The 15,508-nt window shown below is 41.8% G+C and carries 15 protein-coding genes and 2 riboswitches; all 15 genes read right to left on the bottom strand.

Translation table 11 applies throughout. The features are described from left to right. Positions 1-68: 68 nt before the first annotated feature. A riboswitch (TPP riboswitch) is annotated at positions 69-181 on the bottom strand. A 250-nt stretch (positions 182-431) separates the two neighbouring features. Beyond that, positions 432-704: a hypothetical protein gene (locus MUN89_RS12755; RefSeq protein ID WP_244708191.1), complete on the bottom strand. Its 273-nt coding sequence runs from the start codon at positions 702-704 to the stop codon at positions 432-434. 24 nt (positions 705-728) lie between these two features. After that, entirely contained in the window at positions 729-1,571 is an 843-nt protein-coding gene (locus MUN89_RS12750) for an alpha/beta fold hydrolase (RefSeq protein ID WP_244708190.1), read from the bottom strand. Between the two features lie 17 nt (positions 1,572-1,588). Then, positions 1,589-2,266, bottom strand: a complete 678-nt coding sequence (locus MUN89_RS12745) for an FAD-dependent oxidoreductase (protein ID WP_244713774.1) — start codon at positions 2,264-2,266, stop codon at positions 1,589-1,591. Then, a complete protein-coding gene (locus tag MUN89_RS12740) occupies positions 2,266-2,940 on the bottom strand; it encodes an FAD-dependent oxidoreductase (RefSeq protein ID WP_244708189.1) in 675 nt (224 codons plus the stop codon). The genes MUN89_RS12745 and MUN89_RS12740 overlap by 1 nt, the downstream gene beginning before the upstream one ends. A 3-nt stretch (positions 2,941-2,943) precedes the next feature. After that, on the bottom strand, positions 2,944-3,582 hold the full coding sequence (locus tag MUN89_RS12735; RefSeq protein ID WP_244708188.1) for a PadR family transcriptional regulator: 639 nt from the start codon (positions 3,580-3,582) through the stop codon (positions 2,944-2,946). A gap of 349 nt (positions 3,583-3,931) precedes the next feature. Further along, on the bottom strand, positions 3,932-4,633 hold the full coding sequence (locus MUN89_RS12730) for a DUF459 domain-containing protein (protein WP_244708187.1): 702 nt from the start codon (positions 4,631-4,633) through the stop codon (positions 3,932-3,934). A 166-nt stretch (positions 4,634-4,799) separates the two neighbouring features. Then, complete coding sequence (cysI, locus tag MUN89_RS12725) at positions 4,800-6,515, bottom strand: assimilatory sulfite reductase (NADPH) hemoprotein subunit (protein ID WP_244708186.1); 1,716 nt, start codon at positions 6,513-6,515, stop codon at positions 4,800-4,802. 29 nt (positions 6,516-6,544) lie between these two features. Next, on the bottom strand, positions 6,545-8,362 hold the full coding sequence (locus tag MUN89_RS12720; protein WP_244708185.1) for an assimilatory sulfite reductase (NADPH) flavoprotein subunit: 1,818 nt from the start codon (positions 8,360-8,362) through the stop codon (positions 6,545-6,547). A 69-nt stretch (positions 8,363-8,431) separates the two neighbouring features. Then, positions 8,432-9,160 carry a phosphoadenylyl-sulfate reductase gene (locus MUN89_RS12715; RefSeq protein ID WP_244708184.1) on the bottom strand — a complete coding sequence of 243 codons (729 nt, stop codon included), beginning with the start codon at positions 9,158-9,160 and terminating at the stop codon, positions 8,432-8,434. Between the two features lie 106 nt (positions 9,161-9,266). After that, a riboswitch (SAM riboswitch) is annotated at positions 9,267-9,379 on the bottom strand. Between the two features lie 122 nt (positions 9,380-9,501). Further along, positions 9,502-10,062: a GNAT family N-acetyltransferase gene (locus MUN89_RS12710; protein WP_244708183.1), complete on the bottom strand. Its 561-nt coding sequence runs from the start codon at positions 10,060-10,062 to the stop codon at positions 9,502-9,504. 139 nt (positions 10,063-10,201) lie between these two features. Then, positions 10,202-10,531: a four-helix bundle copper-binding protein gene (locus MUN89_RS12705; RefSeq protein ID WP_244713772.1), complete on the bottom strand. Its 330-nt coding sequence runs from the start codon at positions 10,529-10,531 to the stop codon at positions 10,202-10,204. Positions 10,532-10,593: 62 nt separating this feature from the next. Next, complete coding sequence (locus tag MUN89_RS12700; protein ID WP_244708182.1) at positions 10,594-12,507, bottom strand: endonuclease MutS2; 1,914 nt, start codon at positions 12,505-12,507, stop codon at positions 10,594-10,596. A 433-nt stretch (positions 12,508-12,940) separates the two neighbouring features. Next, positions 12,941-13,498 (bottom strand): cysteine hydrolase family protein, encoded by a 558-nt coding sequence (locus MUN89_RS12695; RefSeq protein ID WP_396265992.1) that lies wholly within the window; start codon positions 13,496-13,498, stop codon positions 12,941-12,943. A gap of 14 nt (positions 13,499-13,512) precedes the next feature. Further along, positions 13,513-14,250: an NAD(+) synthase gene (nadE, locus tag MUN89_RS12690; protein ID WP_244708181.1), complete on the bottom strand. Its 738-nt coding sequence runs from the start codon at positions 14,248-14,250 to the stop codon at positions 13,513-13,515. A 311-nt stretch (positions 14,251-14,561) separates the two neighbouring features. Next, on the bottom strand, positions 14,562-15,449 hold the full coding sequence (locus tag MUN89_RS12685) for an NAD(P)/FAD-dependent oxidoreductase (protein WP_244708180.1): 888 nt from the start codon (positions 15,447-15,449) through the stop codon (positions 14,562-14,564). Positions 15,450-15,508: the final 59 nt, after the last annotated feature.

The following is a 15,508-nucleotide window of genomic DNA, read 5'->3' as shown; positions in this document are numbered from 1 at the left end:
AAAGCCGCTTTCTTTAGAAGAAAGCGGCTTTATCCATCAAGGTAATTATTGATAATCATAGTACCATCGATTGACTCTCGTCACTTTCCTCCGCTGGTTCTAAAGCCAGTTCAGGTTCAAAGAGTCCCAAAGTTATACTTTGATCTCAGCCTTTAAGACAAAGGCACCCCTAGTGCATATGTATATTCGATTTGTTTATCACTTTACATGATCTTATGTAGTTCGTCCAGTGTATTGTCTACTTTTTATTTCAAATGGGATCCTTTACTTCTCTTCTTTATCTTCCTCTTCTTTCTCCATTTCGAGTCCTGACTTTCCCCAAAAGTATAGAAAACATCCGATAGAAACGATAATCAACAGCATCGTGACAAAACTAATGGCACTCGCACCCTCTTTTCCATTTTATGTTAATTTAACTATAACACAGATGATTACATATGGACATGGTTCTTTTGAGAAGGCAAATGTTTAGTAAAGTATGCAGCGGTGATAAATAATCCGAGTAAACAAGCCCAGGATACCGTTCCTGCTGCATTAAACAAATACGCGATTAAGGCAACAACAGGGGCTAAAAGAAAGCAGACAGGCGTCACAAAACTTTTCCAACCTTTATTTTCTTGCATCTGTTGTCTTTTTTTAATAATGATGGCTACAGCAATAATCTCTAGTAAAATCGTGGACATGATCATGAAGACCTTCAGCATCCTCTTCCCCTCCTCTATTTGATTTTATCGCCTGTGGTCATGAAAACCAATAGTTTCCAGGAATTTCTCTTGTTCTTCTAAAAAGGGATAGTGACTGCTTTGTTCAAAAACTACAAGATTGGCTTTAGGAATCAGCTTCACCATTTCTTGAGAAAAACTGAGCGGACATTGCTTATCATGTCTTCCGCACAGGATGAGAGTTGGGATTGAAATAGAAGAAAGCTGCTTAGTAACATCAAAGATAAGCGCTTCCCTGCCGAAAAAATCAAGCCTTCTCGAAGAGATCTTTTTTTCGATAGCAGGTGAAAAATACGACTCATATTTTTCCGGGTGATATAGTGAAAATTTCGTGCGTTCTTTTGTAAGCTTTTTTCGTTCCCCTTCCTTCAAATTTTTCAATTTTAATTGTTCCATAATTTCCTGCATCCGTTCATACTCAGGATGAGCCTCGTTGTAAATACAGTCTTTCGAGTCCATATAAGTCCTGGCTGCCGCTCCTGTTATGATAAGTGAATCAAGCGAGGAAGAAAAATGAATGCCGTAAATCAGACCGATCATCCCTCCTGTGGAGTGGCCGGCAAACGACCATTTGGAAATGTTAAGGGCTGTGCGGATGGATTCTAAATCAAGCACTGTATCGATCAAACTCAATTCGTGAGCTTCTTCTGCACGATCCGAATTTCCCGCTTCTTTTAAATTAATAAGAAATACCTTGTGTTTCAATGTGAACAAATTCGCATAATAGTCGCCTGAGTCAGTAAACTGTGAATAGTTATGAGTGATACAAAGCGGCGGACCATCCCCTTTAATAAAAATCTCAAATCGTCCGCGAGGAGTGTACGCCCATTCTCTATCCCATTTTTTCATTAAAAGCTCCTCTCTTCTTACTCGTCTTTTCGATCAGCTCCACGGAAGCTGTTCTGCTTGTTCGTCATGTAACGCTTAAGCGGAGGCGTATGGTTGATGAAGCGCATAGTCGACCGCATAAAAAATAATGCCGCTCTTCCGATGATTGGTTTATGCATCATGTTTGAATCATCCTGTTGTTTCCTTGATTCCTCTACGGCTTCAAATCCATAGTCCCTCATTTTGCTTTCATATTCACCAATAGCTGCTGATAAAGGTTTTTTCCTTTGAACAGCTGCTAATAATTGCTCACTTAATAATGCTGCATCCCTCAACGCTGTATTTGCTCCGACACCTCTTCCAGGTGTCATCGTATGGATTGCGTCCCCGATAAGCGTAACATTGCTGCTATCCCACGGACTTACTCGTTCAGAAGTGCGGATGTTGATTGAGAATACGGTTGATGCATCCGTTTCTTCTAGAAGTGTTTGGAAATTTGAATGCCAATTTTCTGTATGGCTTTGGACGATTTTTTTTAAGGGACTGCCTTGCAAATCCCTTACATTTTCTGGATAGTGTTTCTGGGAAGCGGCAAATCCCCACATGATATAATCTCTAGTATTGTCGTATAAAAGCCCTGGCCATTTTGATAAAAGTTCGGCATCATTTCCGCCTATTCCTTCCTTAACTCCAGTTTCATCCCAATTAAATTCCATCACATGAAGGATACCAAAGAATCCTTTCGGGCATTGATCGCTGTGATGCCGCGAATAAATTTTTCAGGAAGAAGTTTTCTAGTATGTTCGGTTAATGGCACCTTTCCTCCAATGGAAATAATTCCTGTATCTCTTAGCTGTGCGTGTGGAAGAAGCTGCTTACGTACTCGGGAATTTGAACCGTCCGCTCCAACGAGCACCGTTCCTACAGCTGATGTGCCATCTTCAAAATAAGCGATGATTTCCCCATCTTTTCCACGACGATAATGGGTAAATTTCTTGTCGAAATGAACATACTCCTCTAAACCTGTCAACAGAACTTGGCGCAGGGACATTCGGCTGACCGAACGCTCGCTGTTTGCAGGATTATCCTCGTCTACGTGCACAGGGATGGACAACACTTCCGACCATTTTTCGGTGACCATATTGAAGTGTTCTGGTGTCCGCACACATGTAGCTATAAACGTGTCATACAGATCCTGCGGCAGACATTTCTGAAGGGCCCTGCTGCCGTCAGGACTAATTCCAACCCGGTATCCTTGTAAACCATCCATTCGCGTTCTGTCCCGTTCATAGACAGAGACAGCCACGCCAGACTTCTTTAAAGCGTGAGCGAGAGCAAGTCCTCCTGTACCCGCTCCAATGATAAGAACTTGCATCGTAGTTTCCTTCACGAGTTACACTCCTTTATGTTTGTTGTTATCCGTATGGCTTTGCATTTGTTCAAGGATTTTTCTAAGCCATTCCTCGCTCCAGTAAAGTGATCCTTTCCTTAATTCGAAGACAATTGAAGCGACCCAATCGATTTCTGCTTTTAATGTGACCTGCTGAAATTCTGTCTCCAGTAAGGATACACGGGGAACTCCGAGTTGTTCTGCTTTCAGAATCCGTTGCTTTATCTTTTCTAGTTCCTGCTCTAACACACTTTTCCGCTCGTCTAATAAATCTGCTGCTTGTTCAGGTGTTAACAGCATAATAAAAGCGAGGGCAGCTGGAAATTCCGGAAATTCTTCCCTAGGAAGCGCCATCATTTCTTTAATCCAGGAATGTGCCAGGGATCTTCCTTTCTCCGTAATTTGGTAAACAGTCAGCTCAGGTTTGCCTTCCTCCTGCTTCTTTTCTTTGATTACAATAGCTTCATCTCTTTTTAAACGGTCAATCGTTTGGTATATACTCGTGCGGTGTTTAATGTTGATCACGGCATGCATCTCTCTTTCTTTCATGATTTGCTGCATGCGGTAGGGGTGCATCGATTCTTCAATTAATAAAGATAAAACGGCTAATGCTAATGGTGATTTTCGAGTTGAGGTTTTCATAGTAATAATATTACTATTAATAATATTACTAATCAAGTGGTTTCTTTATTAAATGTTCCAAGAGTGCGGATAAACTCTGCTCACTTATCATTACATCTTTCGTTATATTGGAGTCTCTTATTGTCATACTGAAGGAAAAATAAAGGAGGGAGTGTTTGTCATAATAAAATCCGAATGAATGTGAAACTACAGGAAAAAATTTCACCTTCATTCGGATTTTTTATCGTAGATAAACACCTTTGATTCCTGTCCTTACATTGGACAGTGCCAAGGACGAGGAATATCTTCGGAATTTTTCTATTTATCTTTGTTCGTCTTGGGATGCTATTCAGTGACACTTGCCTCCTGCTTAGAAGTTATACTCTTTTATAATTCTTTTTGTAATTAGGTCATATCCTTGTTTATTGGGATGTAAAGCATCGCTGAAATATTTTCTGGATTTTTCTTTAAACAGGCCCTCTGTAGGAATGAAGGTCACATGAGAATAAGGTTTTAATATTTCCTTGCTTGAAGAATTCCAGTCCTTAATCACCTTCTCCAATTTCTCGGAGGACGGATATGGATTATACAGACCGAGGAAAAGCACAGGAGCATCTGGATTCTGTTTTCTTACTTTCTTCAAAATCAAAGTAATATTCTTCTTATAATCCTCTTTACCCTGTTGGATTCGGTCTTTATAAAGCGGGTACAAATCTCCACCATTACTTTTGATTACATCATTCGTTCCGATAAAAACAATAATATAGTCCGCTTTGGAAATGTTGCTGCTTACTTCTTTCACATGGTTTACCTGATACAAAAGTCCATCTGACTGCTGGCCAGGCACTCCGTAATTATTTACTGTCACTGGATGAGATACATGCTTATCGAATAGTCTCTGGAGATTGTCCGTATATCCTTTGCCTGATTCCTCCCCAACGCCATAGGTAAGAGAATCTCCTAAAGCGACCAGTCTTTCAGTTTTCTTTGAAACTACTTGGTTTATCACTATATAACTGCCTGCCGCACAAAAAAGCAGGAAAATCATAAGCAAAATTACTATCTTTTTCATAGGCGCCTCCTAGGTGGGAAAGTTTCCCCGCACCATAACTTCATAAACATGGTGTATATTGGAAATTAATATCACAAGCTCATGCGCCGCTCCAGGAAAGACGAAAAAGCGTGTAGAATGAACCAATCGGTTCTTCTACACGCTGGAAAGCTTAAGCCTAGATTGACTACTTATGAAATTCAAGTCCATTGGTGACTTCTTTCACATACCCTTGTCTTATCACAAAGTCTCCGAAATGCTCATTGTCTTCCCGCTCTTTTGCAAATTGGAAAAACATAGGTTTCAATGTGTCGATAATCTCTTCTTCACCAATGTTTTCTTTATAAAGCTTGTTTAAGCGGTCCCCGGTAAATCCGGCTCCTAAATACATATTGTATTTTCCAGGGGCTTTGCCGATAAATCCGATTTCTCCTAATGCAGGTCGTGAGCAGCCATTTGGGCAGCCTGACATCCGAATGACAATCTCTTCTTCCCGCAAGCCTGCTTCGTCCACAATTTCTTCCAGTTTATCAATGAGGGAAGGAAGATATCGTTCCGACTCTGCCATGGCTAGCCCGCAGGTAGGAAAGGCTACACAAGCCATTGAATTTCTGCGTAATGCCGAGTTTTGTCTGCCATCCGTCAACCCATGCTTTTCAACAAGCGCAGTGATCTTTGGCTTCATATGATCTGTGACATTCGAAATAACAAGATTTTGATTTGGAGTAAGTCGAAAATCACCAGTATGGATGTCAGCAATCTCGCGTAATCCTGTCATCAATTGATAATCTTCCGAATCTTTAATTCTTCCATTTTGGATAAACAAAGTTAAATGCCACTTTCCGTCTCCTTTAACCCATCCATAGCGATCGCCATTATGGTCAAAATGGTAGGAGCGTTTTTCTTCCAGAGACCAGCCTAATCGTTGATGAAGTTCATTTTTCAGCCAGTCCAGTCCTTTACGGTCTATCGTATATTTAAACCGGGCATTTTTACGTTCAGAGCGATTTCCATAATCACGCTGAATCGTCAAGAGCTTCTCTGCCACATCCACTACTTTGTCAGCTGGACAAAAGCCAATCACTCTTCCCAACTGAGGGTACGTAGCTGTGTCGCCATGGGTCATTCCCATTCCTCCGCCGACTGATACATTAAATCCTATGAGTTTTTCATCTTCCAAAATCGCAATAAACCCAATGTCCTGCGTAAATACATCGACGTCATTGGAAGGCGGCACTGCCACGCCAATTTTAAATTTACGAGGCAAATAAAACGGTCCATAGAGAGGCTCGATTTCATCAGGCGTACGGCTGTCGACTACTTTTTCCTCATCCAGCCAAATTTCATGATAGGCTCTCGTTCTTGGAGTTAAATGGTCGCTGATTTTTTTTGACCATTCAAAAACCTCAGAGTGTACATTGGATTGATAAGGATTTGCGTTACACATCACATTGCGGTTTACGTCGCCACAGGCAGAAATCGAATCCATCAGAACATTGTCAATTTCTTGAATCGTGTTTTTCATATTCCACTTCAAAATGCCATGCATTTGAAAAGCCTGCCGTGTCGTGAGCTTCATCGTCCCGTTTCCATACTTCTGTGCAATATCATCCATGGCGAGCCACTGTTCTGGAGTCGCAACACCGCCTGGAGCCCGGACACGAATCATAAATTGATAAGCGGGTTCCAGCTTCTGATGCTTCCGCTCATTCCTTACATCCCGGTCGTCCTGCATATAGCTTCCGTGGAACTTTAATATTTTCGTTTCTTCATCAGGAATTCCTGCCGTGATGCGATCGGCAAAATGCTCCACAAGCTTTCCTCTCAGAAAATTACTGTCTTCTTTAATTTTTTCCATGTCACTTGGAGGTCCGTGCTGTTCGGGAAATCTATCTTTAGTCATGATTGTACTCCTTTCTTAGTCTTATTAGATTAATAGACATCGCGCTGGTAACGCTTCTCTGATCGCAGGTCATTGAGATAGGCTTCTGCTTCTTCCCCGCTCATATTGCCTTCTTTTTTTATTATTTGAATCAGCGTATCCTGGACATCTTTAGCCATATACTTCTCATCGCCGCAAACATATACATGTGCTCCTGCTTCAAGCCATTTATAAAGCTCTTCGCTTTGTTCCATCATCCGATGCTGGACATAAATTTTTTCTTCAGTATCCCGTGAAAAAGCTACATCCATTTTCGTCAAGATTCCATCCTTCAACCATCTCTGCCATTCAATTTGATAGAGAAAATCGCTGACAAAATGCTGTTCTCCAAAGAAAAGCCACGTCTGCCCTTTAGAACCACTTTCTTCTCTTTCTTCTAGGAAAGCCCGGTATGGTGCTACTCCTGTACCTGCTCCGATCATAATCACGGGTGCTTCATCATTTTCTGGAAGTCTGAAATTCTGGTTCCGCTGCACGAAAATGGGAAGCGTATCCCCCGCCTGTGTTCTTTCAGCGCATTGTCCGGAGCACACTCCTTTGCGTCCTCGTCCATTGGATTCATACCTTAAGGCTCCGACGGTTAAATGAACTTCATCCGGATTTGCTTTTGAGCTGCTGGCGATGGAATATAAGCGGACCGGAATTTTTCTAAGCACATTAATAAACTCCTGAGCGGGAACTTTCCAAGGTCCAAACTCCCTGACCAAGTCAATTAAGTCGCGTCCATGAATATATTCTTTGACTCGTTCACGATCAGCTGCAAGTTCTTGTAATTCATCACTGCCCGTCAGTCCGCCTATTTTTTCAAGCAAAGGCTTCGTCAGGCTGGTGATTTCATACATGGTGGTCAGGACGTCTTTTAAAGGACGCTGCTCCCCTTGTTTGTTGATGGAAATCTTTTCGTCTCCATTCCAAGCCATTTCCTTAATCAGTTCATCTACAAGTACAGGATCGTTTTCTGGGAAAATTCCAATGCTGTCTCCTGGTTCAAAGACAAGGTTGGATCCCTCTAAGTCGAGCTCCAAATGACGGGTTTCTTTGTTGGAGCCCCTTCCATTTAGATTGAGATTTTCAAGAATTTCTGCTCTGAATGGATTGGTTCTTGAATAGACCTCTTGCTCAGCAGCCACCGGGTTGTCGGGTTGTGCTGCCTGGGCCGGCGCTGCTTCGTCTGACTGCCCTTCATTCAGCTCATTAAGCACCCCTTCAAACCATTCGTTTGCCGGTTCTTCAAAATCCAGGTCGCAGTCCACCCGAGGATGGATTCTAGCCGCTCCAAGTTCTTCCAGTCTTTTATCGAAGTCCTTGCCAGTCTGGCAGTAAAATTCATAAGAACTGTCCCCTAAAGCAAGTACCGAAAATCTAACATCATCTAATTTTGGTGCACGCTTGCTGTGTAGAAAATCATAAAAACCAATGGCATTGTCCGGTGGGTCTCCATCTCCATGCGTGCTTGTTAAAATCAATAAATCTTCTACTTTTTTTAAGGCTTTAGGTTTGAAATCGTCCATTGATGAAACACTTACCTTGAAGTTTTTCTGTTCCAGCTTTTGGGAAAATTCTTCTGCCAAAGCCTGGCAGTTCCCTGTATGGGAACCGACAAGTATTGTGATTTCACGTGTTGGACTGCTTTTGGGAGCATCTGCAGCCTGTGCATTTTGCGGTGCCTCTTGGACCGGCGCTGCAGACTGCCCGGCTGCTAAATAGCCGCTGAGCCACGTTTTTTGTGTTTCTGTTAACGTGGGCAGGAGACGATTTAATAATTCTGTTTGCTCTTGATTAAACGGGCTGTTCTCGACCTGAAACAAATTTCTCCACCTCTCAAAAAGATTGCTATTTGAATTTATTCTATTGTTCTTTCATTTACGACAGCTGGTTTACTGGTTAGCAGCTGTATGAAGTCCGCATTCGGTTTTACTTGTGCCTTTCCATCTGCCGGAACGGTCATCTTCCCCTTCACCGACAGCAAAAGTACAAGGCATGCATCCAATGCTTGGGTACCCTTGGTCATGCAAGACATTGTAGTCCAAGTCGTTTACTCGGATATAATCCCATACGTCATCCCATGTCCAGTAAATAAGGGGGCATACTTTAATGGATTGAAAACGTTCATCCTTGTTAACAAAGTTCGTTTTGCTTCTGCTTACTGACTGCTCTCTCCTCAATCCGGAGATCCAAGCTTCTGCTCCGCTGAGAGCATCTTCAAGCGGCTTGATTTTTCTAATATAGCAGCACATATCCGGCTGTTTCTTCCAAAGCGCCGAGCCATGCTTTTCCGCCTGCTCATCTAAAGTCAACTCCGGCTGTTTCATGTGTATGTTTAATTGTGGATAGCGTGCCTTCACCTTATCAATTAAATCATACGTTTCCGGAAAGTGCACCCCGGTATCCAGGAAAACAATATCCGCGTCTTGCTTGACCTTGGAGATTAAATCGATGAGAACAATTCCTTCAGCTCCAAAGCTGCAAGCATAAACCATCGAATCTCCATAGGTGTCATAAGCCCACCGTAATACTTCTTCTGCACCTTTTGTGTGATCTGCGGGCTTCCAGTCTTCGAAAGGATCTCCAGTAAACTGCTCATACGATAACTTACTGTTAGCCATTATATCCTCCTTCCAAATCTAAAACCATTCGGATTTCATATGAAAAACCTCTCTGCTTAACACTAGGATAAGAAGAGAGGTCATTGTATACGTAATTATTGACTTCTTCTTATCTTCCAAGTGCTTCCACTTGCTGGAATTGGCACAGTATCTGCTATTAGCTGCAGACCCGTTGCCGAGGCTTCAAAAGGCCAGTCCCTCCACCTCTCATGATAAGAATATCAAGTATTTGAGATTTTAAAATAATGATTGATATAAATATTAGGCGGATTTTGATGGATTGTCAATAGACAATGTGAAAATTAACACGATTCTCTCTTTTTTAATCGTTACGGATGACCTTAGTCATCAGGGTTAATGAGGGCGAGGACCTGGTGGTCTTCCCACCGTCCATTGATTTTTACATTTTTTCTTGAAATGCCTTCTTTATGAAATCCTGCTTTTTCCAATACTCGAATCGATGCAGTATTCTGCGGAATCACTCCCGCTTCAATGCGATGTAATTCGAGCTGGTTAAACGAGTAATCTACAATAAGCTTTACAGCCTCTGTCGCATAGCCTAATCCATTGTGTTTCTTTGAAATAAAGTATCCGATAAAGGCACTTTGCAGAGAACCTCGAATAACTTGGAACAAGTTAATTGTCCCGACCAGCTTCTCATCGATGGAAGTAAATATTCCAAAATGATACTCGTTATCCCTTTTCATTTCTTCAGCAAATTGGTTAATTAATTCGCGCTGTTTCTCATATGTATAATAATCTTCGCTGCGCATCATGGAGTAGGTTTCAAAAAACTCACGGTTGTCTCTTTGCAGTTCCAGCCTGGAAGAGGCATCGTGCACCTCAAATGGACAAAGGTAAACCCTTTCACCCTTGAGAGGAAATCCTTCTTTTCTCCCCATTCATCATCCACCCCCTCTAGCTACTGCTATTTAATCATATCGTTTACTGTATGAACAGTAAAAACCGTTGCGTCATAAAAAAACTAAAGGAACTTCAAAAAAACAGGGAAGTTCCTTTAGTATCATTTTTTCTCTGCTGTTACGCTGCAATTTTTGCACATTCTTCTGCACATTTGAAGCACAACTCCGCACACTTTTGACAATGTTCATGCTCGTGCTTGTTACATTCCTCTCCACATACCTCGCACATTTGAATACATAAATGAGCGAGTTCAGAAGAAAATGGCGTGCGGCGGGAAAGCGCCTGTTCAAAATAGGAGCACATACCCGCACATTCTCGGTCCAAGCGGATACATTCCTTTAACATTGCGGCATCTTTTTCAAGTAAACATGCGCTGCAGCATTGGTTGCACGCTTCCATACATTCATGCAGAACAGTTATTATGCGATTCATTTCCTGATCCGACATCATAGACGCTCCTTTATTATCCTTTTAGGACTCTTTAACCTCAAGGCATCTTTGGTAAACGCTTATTCTTCTTCCTCCAGCCAAAGTCCTTCCACATGTTTGCGGTCAAGCTGGTTTTTGATCTTCCGGTATTCTTTGGATTTGAATACGATGTCAAAATCATAATCTTCAGGGTATAGTTCTTCAGCCCTGATATGAAGCTTCAATCGTTTATGATTATAGGTAACCTTCTCTCCTTTAATTTGAACGACATAATTCCCTTTTGCATCTGGACCTTTATAAACGATAGCCGTCTCTCCTGTAGATTGGACGATAACATTATCTCCCATTTTAAACGATGCGTCTGTAAGTCGGTTATCTTTTGGTTTTTGTTTGCGGTAGCGGTTTATTGCCGTTTGTTTACGGTATTTCTCTTGCTTTAATTCCTCACGATCTACTGGAAATTCTGTTTTCCCTTTATACGTAATTTCATAAGCTTTCTCTAAAATATCGGGATGTAATCCAAGTTTGTGGGCGATGGCAAACGCCTGACTTTTACCAGATGTATTTTGCATGAGTCTGTAAGTAGGCTTCAGCGTTTCTATATTAAATTCCATCGCTCCGTTCATGAATCCCGGCTTCTCTTCCGCATATTTTTTCATTTCGCTGTAATGCGTGGTGGCTAATATGACAGCCCCTTTTTCTGCTAATTGATCCAGAATAGCAGTGGCAAGCCCCATTCCTTCTCCTGGATCTGTGCCTGATCCGATCTCATCCAGTAATAGTAAGGTACGGTCGTTTGTTTTACGAAGAATATCAATTAAATTGACAAGCCTTGAACTGAAGGTGCTTAAGTTCTCCTCTATGCTTTGGCGGTCGCCGATGTCTACAAACATCTGTTGAAATACAGGAAGCGTCGAACCTTGATCAACAGGAATATGCAGGCCTGACTGCGACATCAAGCAGAAGAGCCCGACTGTTTTTAAAGTTACTGTCTTTCCACCTGTGTTTGGCCCCGTGATCAATAATCCTTGATCTTTTTCGTTCATGTGCAACTGCAGCGGCACGGCTTGTTCTCTTAATAACGGGTGGCGGGCATTCCAAAGTTTCAATCCGGTTCCATCACTTAGGGATGGTGGATTTGCTTTGAGAATCCGGCTGTATTTAGCCTTTGCAAAGATAATATCATAATGCAGCATCGTTTCCATCGCTACATTGAGCTCCTGCTCATAGTCAAGAAGAAAACTGGTCAGTCTATAGAGAATTTGTTCCACTTCCTGTTCTTCACTTAACCGGAGCAGCTGCAGCTCTTCCTGCAGTGCACCCAATTCTGCCGGCTCAATAAATAAAGTAGCTCCGGAAGAAGACTGGTCGATAATCGTTCCTTTAAGCTTCTTTCGATGTTCTCTTTTGATTGGTAAGGTGTAGCGTGCGTTTTTTTCAACCGGACGATTTTCCTGCATATAGCTTTGATACTTTCTTGCTGAAGCTTCCAATCGTTCTTTTTGTTTAGTTTGCTGAATATTGATTTGCTTTCTAATTTTCCCTAAAGCTTTGGTAGCATAATCATCTACTTGACCGTGACGGATTTTATCGGTTACTTCCTCATACAATGGACTCAAATCGGAGATTGAAGATGCATATAAACTGATCGTTGGAGCCAGGTCATGTTTGTCATTCATAAACCGTTTGAGTTTCGTGCAATGGTCAAGAAAAGTAAGGAGCACAGAAAAGTCCCGGGCTCGAATGTACATCCCTTTCTTTCCTTGGTTGAGCATGAGAGTGACGTCTTCTAAACTGTGAATGGGCAGATTTGCACTCACATTTAAAATGGCTTTTGCTTCATCTACTTCTTTATGCCGGCGTAGAATCAATTTTTTATCCGTAGAAGGAGTAAGTCTCTCAATTGCTTCCTTTCCTTCTTTAGTTAACGCATAAGTCGCTGTTTCAGTTAAAATTTCATAAAAGTTTAAAGTTTGATACGTGTTTTCGTTCACTGATTTTCCTCCTGTTTATGAAATGCCTTTTCAGACATCACGTAAGTTTATGATTAAAGACGCAAAAAAAGCCGCGACAAGCTGAATAGCTTTTCGCGGCTGTGGTTGTTGAATGGGTATCTCTGGTTTTCCTGCCAGAGACGTTCTGTTCCACCAGCTCGGAGCATAAAAAAAGGCTATGACTGAGCAGCCATAGCCTGATTTATCCTCGTTTCCAATGCTATGATTATGCTTGTTCTTAACTGTTCCTGAATATAGACAGCACAAAATTGACTTGCACGACGCATGTCAAAAACCATCCAATGTTCAGGACCGTATAAAATTAACGGGGTTAGTTAAGAACAACCACACTCATAATTCATTCTCCTCATGTGAAGAAATTTGGCAGAACAGAATAATTACATTATCATCATAATGAATATTTATTCATAAGTCAATGGTCAAACGCCTGCTGAATCGTCGTGTGCTGTTGTTTAGAAATATTAGCGAACAAAGAGCGCTTCATAATATTCAACGCATTTTCGTTGCCATCGGTCGTTTCTGAGGCAACACAATCACTTGGGACCCATAAGCTGAATTCCCGCATATACGCGTCATTCGCGGTAAACAACACACAGATGTCTCCAGCGATTCCTGTTACGATTAGATTTGACACCTCCAGCTGCTTTAAGAGAATTCCCAATTGAGTACCATAAAATCCAGAATGCTTAGGCTTAATAATAAAATAATCATCGTCTTCAGGGAGGATTTTTTTTATGACCGGCTCCCCCCGCCCTTTTTTACACTCTTCAATAAGTTCCTCTACATTATCCTGCCAGAGGCCGAAGTTATCATTTACATAGATGACAGGCGCACCGAGCTGTTTAGCTTCTGCCTTTAAATTTTGGAGGTTTTCTGTAATTTTAAGCGTGTTGTCAAAGAGATTTTCTCCGCCTTCAAAATTCATTTTGTTCACCATATCGATTATGAGAAGCGCTGTATCCTGTGGCACGATCTTCACCTTCCTTATAGATCCGGACCCGCTGGAACCTGGCGTTTATGTTCTGTTTTGCTATGGAGCTCTTTTAATTTCTTTTCGTCTTCTGTATCCACCTGCTCTCCTTTTAAGAAAGCATCAATGGTATCATAGCTTAGACCCAGCTCTTCTTCATCAGACTGCCCTTCCCAAAGCTCTGCACTAGGCTGTTTATGAAGGACGGAATCAGGTATCCCAAGGGCTTCCCCCATCTGCCTGACTTGTTCTTTACGCATATGAATCAGTGGGACTAAGTCAACGCCTCCATCTCCATATTTCGTAAAATAGCCAGTGTAATCTTCTGCAGCGTTATCAGTACCGATGACTAAATAATTGTAGTTGTTTGCCACTGTGTAGAGAGTGCTCATCCGCAGTCTCGCCTGAAGATTAGCACCGCCGAGCTGTGATTTTGAATCGTTCCAATCTCCTTTTTCTACAAGGCTGTCTTTCACAGCTGAAAACGTTTCTTTATAAGGCTTTGTTAATTCTATTCCAATATAATCTAATCCTGCTTTTTCGACGACAGCAAGCGCATCGCTCTGATCCTCTACTTTTTTATTAATCGGCATCAGAACTCCTAAGGACTGTTCAGGGAAAGCGCGTTTAATGAGAAAGGAAACGACTGCTGAATCAATCCCGCCGCTTACTCCGACGAGTGCACCGTCAGCACCTGCTTCCTTGACTTTACTTTGAAGCCATTTGGTCAGCTGTTCCACTTGTTTTTCCACTTGAAAAAACTCCTTCCTTTTCATCCTATAAAAAGGTATGTTCCTTTTTTTGAAAAATATAAACATAAAGAAAGGTTGAACAACAGGCTGGTAATCTTATTCTCCAAAAACTTTCAGCTGTTTAAGAAGGTTGATTTCGCCAGATGAAACCCAGTAACTTTTAAATTTTTCCTTTTTAATCATAAAATGTCGCTTGAAATCTTACATCCGTACCTGCATCTGATGGCGGATATCACCTTGTCTGCAATCGTATAATCTGTATTCCAAGCCTTTACCTGAAGCTGATCAAACTTCTCCACGATTCTCACTGACTATTGTAAAAGTTTTTTATGAACCCATATCGCAGCAATGGATCCTTCCCCCATGGCCGCGGTTACTAATTCAGAGTGCTCGCCGATATCACCGATGGCCCAAACGTTTTCTACGGTTGTCATTTTCGTTCTGGAATCCGCGAAAATGTGCTGATTTTCTTTCACCTCTGCTCCAATCTGTTTCGCGAGGTCTGAACGAACTTCGTTTCCTCCCATTGCGACAAAAGCCCGCTCCCCTGTTATCACTGTCCCCTCCATCGTCTCTACTTTATGAACATACCCATTTTCTTGGATAAGCGTATTTATTTTTGTTTCATAAAGTTGAATATTCTTCTCTTTTAATTCCTTCTCAAGCTCATGAGGAATGACTTTTCGTCCGTGGTTGATCAATACGATGTCGTTGCTCCAATACTTTAATGTGCAAGCCATTCTTGCCCCTGTTTCTCCCGATCCAATTACGATGGTTTTTTTCTTCGTAATTTCAAAACCATCACAATCCGGACATACATAAACCGATATACCTAAACAATCACGCAATCCCTCAAAGTCAGGAAGGTTATCCTTGATTCCTGTGGCAAGAACAACGGTTTTTGCTTCGTAGGAACATAGGTTCGTTTTTACTAAGAAATGCCTTCCATTTTGATGGACCGATTCAACCGTTTCAAGACAGAATTTCACCCCAAATTGTTCAGCCTGGGCACGTCCCAGTTGTCTCAACTCCATACCGCTGATTCCATCAGGGAAACCTAAAATGTTGTGATAGTTTCTGCATAGAGTTGACCTGCCATCGTTCGAATCGATCGCCAGCACTTTTCGATTGTATCGTCCTAATTGAATGGCGGCCTGTAGACCTGCGATGCCCGCTCCTGCAATAATTGTATCGTACACTTGTCTTTCACTCCTGAAAATTATAGTGTTGGTCCTCTTACTTTGCCTCGACAAGCCCA

The organism is Halobacillus salinarum, from assembly GCF_022919095.1.
Classification (GTDB): domain Bacteria; phylum Bacillota; class Bacilli; order Bacillales; family Halobacillaceae; genus Halobacillus_B; species Halobacillus_B salinarum.
The sequence above is the reverse complement of the archived record's forward strand: the minus strand, read 5'-3'. Positions and strand labels throughout refer to the sequence as shown.

Coding starts and splice junctions, on each gene's coding strand:
- MUN89_RS12715 (WP_244708184.1), bottom strand. CDS start 9,160: ATGGCTAACAGTAAGTTATCGTATGAGCAGTTTACTGGAGATCCTTTC.
- MUN89_RS12745 (WP_244713774.1), bottom strand. CDS start 2,266: ATGGAATTTAATTGGGATGAAACTGGAGTTAAGGAAGGAATAGGCGGA.
- MUN89_RS12730 (WP_244708187.1), bottom strand. CDS start 4,633: ATGAAAAAGATAGTAATTTTGCTTATGATTTTCCTGCTTTTTTGTGCG.
- MUN89_RS12750 (WP_244708190.1), bottom strand. CDS start 1,571: ATGAAAAAATGGGATAGAGAATGGGCGTACACTCCTCGCGGACGATTT.
- MUN89_RS12735 (WP_244708188.1), bottom strand. CDS start 3,582: ATGAAAACCTCAACTCGAAAATCACCATTAGCATTAGCCGTTTTATCT.
- MUN89_RS12755 (WP_244708191.1), bottom strand. CDS start 704: ATGCTGAAGGTCTTCATGATCATGTCCACGATTTTACTAGAGATTATT.
- MUN89_RS12710 (WP_244708183.1), bottom strand. CDS start 10,062: ATGGGGAGAAAAGAAGGATTTCCTCTCAAGGGTGAAAGGGTTTACCTT.
- cysI (WP_244708186.1), bottom strand. CDS start 6,515: ATGACTAAAGATAGATTTCCCGAACAGCACGGACCTCCAAGTGACATG.
- MUN89_RS12705 (WP_244713772.1), bottom strand. CDS start 10,531: ATGTCGGATCAGGAAATGAATCGCATAATAACTGTTCTGCATGAATGT.